This is a genomic window from Desulfosarcina sp. (assembly GCF_046496365.1).
GTDB lineage: Bacteria > Desulfobacterota > Desulfobacteria > Desulfobacterales > Desulfosarcinaceae > Desulfosarcina.
In genome coordinates, this window is record NZ_JAWOHB010000155.1 from 1 (window position 1) to 6,708 (window position 6,708).

The 6,708-nt window shown below is 57.7% G+C and carries 4 protein-coding genes; all 4 read right to left on the reverse strand.

The features are described from left to right. Nucleotides 1–702 (reverse strand): PAS domain-containing protein (locus R6V78_RS15330; RefSeq protein ID WP_410290248.1); only part of this gene is annotated, 702 nt, incomplete at its 3' end. A gap of 91 nt (nucleotides 703–793) precedes the next feature. Then, nucleotides 794–1,663, reverse strand: coding sequence for a sensor histidine kinase (locus tag R6V78_RS15335; RefSeq protein WP_410290249.1), 870 nt, complete (start codon nucleotides 1,661–1,663; stop codon nucleotides 794–796). A 548-nt stretch (nucleotides 1,664–2,211) separates the two neighbouring features. After that, the gene (locus R6V78_RS15340; protein ID WP_410290250.1) at nucleotides 2,212–3,669 is read right to left on the reverse strand and encodes a LuxR C-terminal-related transcriptional regulator; all 1,458 of its coding nucleotides are present in this window, start codon (nucleotides 3,667–3,669) and stop codon (nucleotides 2,212–2,214) included. Next, a complete protein-coding gene (locus tag R6V78_RS15345; protein WP_410290251.1) occupies nucleotides 3,659–6,322 on the reverse strand; it encodes a chemotaxis protein CheB in 2,664 nt (887 codons plus the stop codon). Before R6V78_RS15345 ends, R6V78_RS15340 begins: the two co-directional genes overlap by 11 nt. Nucleotides 6,323–6,708: the final 386 nt, after the last annotated feature.

Consider the following 6,708-nt stretch of genomic DNA (forward strand, 5'->3'; position numbering starts at 1 on the left):
GCTCGACCCGTGAATGGCGCGCGCAGCAAGTTCCTTGCCGGTGCCGGTTTCGCCCGGGATCAAGATGTTGGTGTCAGTGGCAGCGATCTGTTCAATTTTGAAAAACACATAGTTGATGGCATCGCTTTGCCCGACCATGTTCTCATAATTGTATCCTTGTTTGATTTCCTCCTGGAGATAAGATCTCTCAGCTTCAAGCTGATCTTTCAAGACCCTGATTTCAGAAAGGGCGGCCTCGGCTTTCTGCCGACTGATCTCCAACGCCCGGTTTGCCCCCTTGAGTTCGGCCGTTCGTTGTTCGACAATATCTTCAAGATGTCTTTTGTAATATTCACGCTCGGTGACATCTTCGATGGCCAAAAGAATCAGTTGGGTTTGGTCGTCTTCGCTGCAGATGCGCCTGGCATTCAAATGCATGATCTTGCGGCCGATAGTCTTGAAGATGTGCTCCACCTCGAAATCATGAAAACTGCTATTTTGAGGAAGGACCTCTTCAAGCAATTCCCTGAGCTTGGGGATGTCCCATTGCCGATTGCCCAGATCGTAGATCAACAGCCCCTCTGTCTGTTCGGGATCGGCGCCAAAAGTGTGGTAAAAGGAAGAATTGGCCTTCACAACATTCAGGTCGGAATCGAGCACCATCAAGGGTTCACGCACCGAACCCAAGAGATTGTCGAAATTTTCAGAGACGATCGAGTGCATTTGCTTTTCTCACCCTGTCTTCCTGCATGGCTCAAGCCGCTTATTTTCGCCGGGAAGGCTCTGGGGCCCGGGCTGTGGCGGATGATGATGCCTATACATGAGGGTGTCCTTTGTGTGAGGGGTCGTGTGTCTCCAAACCCGAGGCAGGCGCGTAAGCAGGCACCTTGCGAGGCTTCTTGACCCGCACGCGCGCGGGTCTGGCCGCGGTTGCACTCTTCGACACGCTTTCTTGGGCGTCGAGAACGGCCGGGAGGTAGATGTCTACGGTTGTTCCCCGGGCCGGTTGCGACTGAACCGCAATCCAGCCGTTATGGTTCTTCACGATGCCATAAACCGCCGCCAACCCAAGTCCGCGGCCCACAAATTTGGTTGTGAAAAAAGGTTCGAAAACTCGTTTGCGCGTTTCTTCGTCCATGCCCTTGCCGTTATCATCGATGGTCATGCGGACATATGGCCCGGGAGCCAGGGCCGGAGCACTTTCGGTTTCCATGCCCGTCAGCATTTTGTTCCGGCAGGCGATTTTTATCCGACCTTCGCCATCCATCGCTTCCACGGAGTTGGATAAAAGCGCGGACAGTATCGCCTGGATCTGGATCCCATCGGCTTGGACCTTCCAGCAGTCGCTTTGCAGATCGGTCTTCACTTGGATAAAAGACTCCAGATCGCGCCGCAGCAAGGCGAGTTTTTCACGCACGAGATCGCTCAAGGAGATCGGTTCGACCTGATAACTCCCGCCTCTGGCATAGTAGAGCAACTGGCGCGTCAACTGGGCCATCCGAAAGGCCGAGTCCCGCATCGGCTTTATGTGCGCTGCGCCGCCGGCATCCCGGGGCAGCTTCATCTCAAGCAGCTCAAGACTTGCGGTAATCACAAAAAGCGCATTGTTGAATTGATGCGCGATCCCGCCGGCCAGCGTGGCAATGGCAGTCAGATCCTGGCCCCGCTTGAGGTGGGGTTCCATTCGGAACCTGTCATTTTCTTCTTTTCTATTATCCCTCATATTGGCAGAGCCTTTGACCGGTCCCATATCTGCCTCCATTTCTTTCTTCAGGATGATCCCTGCTCTTGCGAATGCTTTCCAATCCTGATGATATACTCATGGCTGAAACTTCGATTCCGCTGCATTCCGCTTTCGCCTGCATAGAGTGAAATCGTTTCTCCAGGGGGCCAAGCGAACATGAAGAAAATGGTGCCCCCGCATTAATCCATTTTCGCTAATTGAAGGCGGCGGCGCAATTTGAGCAGGAGGGTATCGGTAGACTCGACGCCGCACCCTATCGTTTCGATCAATATTATCACCGTGGAGGAGCGATGCCAGATGGGATTATCATGTGGGGAATATGGGGATAAACCAGATATTGTTTCAGGCCCATCTGCACGAGGGATCACGCGATGCGTGCGGGGCGGCGCGGACGCGGCGCCCCGATTTCAAAAATGGCAGAACGCGGAGATGGGCCGGAAGCCTGAGATCAGGAGTTGCTCATCGGGGATGCCGTTTGTGGAGGGGCACTATTGGAGGGATGTCAGGAAAGTCCGCAGGCCGATTTTCTTGTTTTTGAGGCCCAGCTTCGCCCTGATATTGTTGCGGTGGAAGTCGATCGTGCTTTGCGCCACGTTCATGGTTGCCGCGATTTGCTTTGTGCTTTGTCCCTGGAGCACAAAATTTGAAATTTCAAGTTCGGTAGCAGAAAGCCGCAATAGCATGGACCCCAGGTTGCGCGCCAGCGGGGACACGATTCCGTCGAGATTGGACTCCAGGATGTTGATATAGGCCATCGCCTTGGCATCCAATTGTTTCTTCTGTTTGAGCTTTCTTAAATAGGGAACCACCATTTGATTGACGTTGAGCAGCACCTTTTGTTCAAGCTCCCTTTTGTCCGCATCCCTTTGCTGAAGCATAACCTTCAACGCCACGTTGGCTTCTTGAAGACCGATGGCCTTATCTCTCAATTCCAAGGTTTTTGCGTGCAGGGCCTCTTGCACCTGTTTTCTCTGGTCGATTTCCGCAGATAATTTTTTATTCGCCAGGCTGAGTTCCTGCGTTCGCTCTTCGATCCGCTCTTCAACTTCCGCATAGGCTTTAAGCAGCGCCTCGTTGGCCTGTTTGCGCAAGGTAAAGTCCGCCCCGTAGATGCGAAGGCGCCGGTCACCGTCCACAAAGTGGATCGTTTGCTGGTACCATTTCCCGTCGACCGGCACTTCCCTCACCATCGGCGCGTCCGGTCCCTCGCGCAAGGTGCCGATCACCGCTTCCCAATCCGCAAACCATGGATGCGCCGGTCCGCGTTCACGAAGATCGGGCAGCATCTTCTCGGCGGCGGGATTGCAAAAACACACGCGCCCCGCCACATCCACTTCAACGATGGGTCTGGGATTGAAGATTGGAAAACTGGCCAGACGTTTGGTTTCGGCTTCCGCCTGCTTGCGCGCCGTGATGTCCATCATGGTGACGCGACACTCCTGCCCGTTCCGCGATACCACGCCTGTCAGGTGCGCGTATAAAGGTCCCCGGCCTTCAAGCAGAAGCGTTACCTCCAACTCCTCTTGCGATTGGCTTGCAAATGTCTTTTCCAGAAAGGCGTTGAAACCGGAGCGTTCCCGCGCATCGATGAACACCCCCAAACGTCGTCCCTGCAAACCCGTGCGCGCCACGCCCAGAATGTGCGCCCCGGCCAGGTTCACCTGCTGTATCGTCCCGTTGCGGCCAAGGGTCAGGTAGCCCACCGGGGCGAAATCGTAAAGCTCGCCATAGCGCTCCAGCAATTCCTCCAACTGCGCCCGCGACTCGCGCAGCTCTTCGTTTTGCATCTCCAGTTCGATCTGGTGGACCTGCAATTGGTGCACGAGCCGCCGCGGATCCAAACCTTCCCGGTCCGCCGCGGCAAGCGTCGCAGTGGCTTTCAGGCGCGCTTCGGCCCGGCGCCGCAATTCGGCGGCCTCCGGCGGAGGGTTCGCTTTATTTTTCATCGCGTTTCTTTTGCGTGCGTTTTCCACCACTGGCCAGGGTCTGCCGCAATTGGGCCTCCAGCGTCTTGGCCTCGGTGATATTGGAAAAGGTGATCACCACGCCGTCGATCCGATTCTCGATGGTGCGGTATGGCATGATGCGCACCAGAAACCAACGCCCGTCGTGGGTGGGGACCTGTTTTTCGACGAAGATCAGGGTGCGCAGCACCTCCCGCGCATCCGCCGCCATTTCCGGATAGTCCAGGTCGGAAGCGATGTCCGTGACGGGCCGGCCCGCGTCTCCGGGGATCAGTTTGATGATCTTCGTGGCCTGGGTGGTGAAGCGACGCACCGCGAGCGCGTCGTTCAGAAACAGGGTTGCGATGTCGGTGCTGTTGAGCAGGTTCTTCAGGTCGTTGTTGGCCCACGACAACTCGTCCATCTTGGCCTGAAGTTCGTGGTTGACCGTTTGCAGTTCCTCGTTGAGCGACTGCATCTCTTCCTTGGAGGTGGTCAGCTCCTCGTTGGTGCTCTGCAGCTCCTCGTTGGCGGACTGCCACTCCTCGTTGGCGGATTTGAACTCCTCCTGGGAAGTCTGCATCTGTTCGCGGCAGGCCTGAATTTCTTCGCGGGCATCTTGAATTTCATGCTCCGCTGCCGCCAGGTCGGCGCCGCGCGCCGAAGCCCGTGGGGTTTTGCCCGCGGCCTTGGTTTCAGGGGGAGTGGCCGCGTCCTTAAAGACGCACATCACCATCCCTTGCAGGGCCGCGGGTTCGGATATCGACTGAACGGTGATGTCCACGGCCTGCCCCCCGTCGTTGGTTTCCACCTTCACGCCCTTCTGGCTGATGGGCTGCTTTTGATGCAGTGCCGCGTGCCAGGCGTTGTTCAGCCCGTAGCGCAGCCCTTCGCGCGCCATGGCAAAGATGTTCCAGTTGGCCTTGCCCGCCGCCGGCTCCAGGTACTTGCCCGTGCGCCCGCTGATATAGAGGATATCGCCTTGGTCGTTGGTCAACACGGCCGCCGGGCAATGGTGGTGCAGCAGAAACTGTTCGGCCAGTGACTGGAGGTTGGGCCCGGGCGTCCGTGTCGGCTCCCGGAGGCTCGCCGCAGTCGGCGGGCGGGCGACGAACCTGGATGGAAATTCAATCGGCTCCACCCCCTGGGGAGTGGAGCCCTTCCGGTAAAAACGCGTTTTTCCCTCCAGGGGCGTAAAGAGCCTGGTAAAAGTGCCGATGGTCTCCGCGCTGCCCAGAAACAGCACGCCGCCGGGATTGAGGCTGTAGTGAAAGAGGGGGATGAGTTTCTTTTGCATCTCCTGGCCCAGATAGATCATCAGGTTGCGGCAAGTCAGGAGATCCAGTTTGGTAAAGGGCGCATCCATGATGACGTTATGGGGGGCGAAGATCACCGTCTCACGGAGTTCCTTGTTCACCTGGTACCCGTTCTCGTCTTGGACGAAGAAGCGGCTCAGGCGCTCCTCGGAGACATCGGCGGCGATGTTGGCCGGGTAGATGCCCACGCGCGCCTTGTCGATGGCGTCCTTGTCCAGGTCCGTGGCAAAGACCTGGAGTGAAAAGTTGGCGACCGGCTTGACCTGCGCCATTGCCTCCTTGAAGACCATCGACAGGGAATAGGCTTCCTCCCCGGTGGAACAGCCGCACACCCAGGCCCTCAACACCCCTCCCAGAGGATGGTTCGCCAGCAGGTCCGGGATGATGTCATTCTTGAGTTGTTCCCATGCCGGAGGATCGCGGAAAAAGCTGGTGACGCCGATCAACAGTTCCCTGAAGAGCAGATCGACCTCCTTGGGGTTGTCGCGCAGAAACCGGACATAGCGATCGATCTTGTCGATCTGATGCAGGCCCATGCGCCGCTCGACGCGGCGGTAGGTGCTGCTCTTTTTGTACAGAGAAAAATCTTGTCCGGTCCGGGTCCGGAGCAGGATGATAATTTTCTCCAAGGCGCTCTGGGTTTTGCCCTCCGTGACCGGATCGGGCTTGGTGTCAAGCGGCACGTGTTTCAGAAAGGCGGCGATCCTGCCCGGCAGTTCTTCCACCGGGGCGACCACGTCCGCCAGGCCCGCGGCAATGGCGCTGCGCGGCATGCCGTCGAACTTGGCCGATTCCGGCTCCTGCACAAAGGCCGCGCCGGCCTTCTCCTTGATGGCCCTGAGCCCCAGGGTACCGTCGGACCCCATGCCCGACAGGATGACGCCGATACTCAGGGCCTGGCGGTCATCGGCCAGGGAACGGAAAAAAAAATCGATGGGCAGGCGCAGTCCCCGGGGCGCGGCCGGTTCCAGCAGGTGAAGGACGCCGTGCAGGATGGACATGTCTCTATTGGGCGGAATCACATAAACGCTGTCCGGCGCGACCCGCAGTTGATCCTTGACCTGGACGACCGGCATGGGGGTGGTGCGCTGGAGCAGTTCCACCAAGATCCCCTTGTGGGTCGGGTCCAGGTGCTGGACAACGACATAGGCCAGGCCGCTGCCTTCCGGCACCTGCTTCAGAAACAGCTCCAGGGCCTCGAGTCCTCCGGCCGAGGCGCCGATGCCGACGATGGGAAACGGTTGCCTCGTTTTCGGCTGGGGCGAATCCGACGGCTCGGACACCGCGGACCCTTTCTTGCGCTTCTTGGACGTTGTCTTCGAACCGGAAGGTTTGTTCATGATTGGCCCCCCTGTCGGGTTGAGCGGTGTCCTGTTTTCCATAGCCAGGAGTTCCACACCGACCAGATCCACGGCCTTGAGGTTCCCCGGGGAGTGTTGGTTTCCAGCTTGTATTTTACTGAAAACAGGACCGTTCGGCTTCGAGTTGTTCCTTTAGTGTAGTGCTTTTAAACAATATCATACAACAGGGATAGGATCAATTTTTTAGCCTGGACAGGAAGCCGACAACACATTTGAGGTGTTTTGCAGGCGGGGGCGATGGGTATCCACGGGAGGGGGGGGACGGCACGCTTGCGCCCATGGGCAGGCCGGCTGCGAAATGAAAACCGGCGATAGGCGCTCCATCTTCATTCCGGCGATAGGCGCTCCATCTTCATTATTGTGCG

Bases quoted from the DNA above. Each gene is read 5' to 3' on its own strand.
- R6V78_RS15335 (WP_410290249.1), bottom strand. From the start codon at position 1,663: ATGGAACCCCACCTCAAGCGGGGCCAGGATCTGACTGCCATTGCCACG.
- R6V78_RS15340 (WP_410290250.1), bottom strand. From the start codon at position 3,669: ATGAAAAATAAAGCGAACCCTCCGCCGGAGGCCGCCGAATTGCGGCGC.
- R6V78_RS15345 (WP_410290251.1), bottom strand. From the start codon at position 6,322: ATGAACAAACCTTCCGGTTCGAAGACAACGTCCAAGAAGCGCAAGAAA.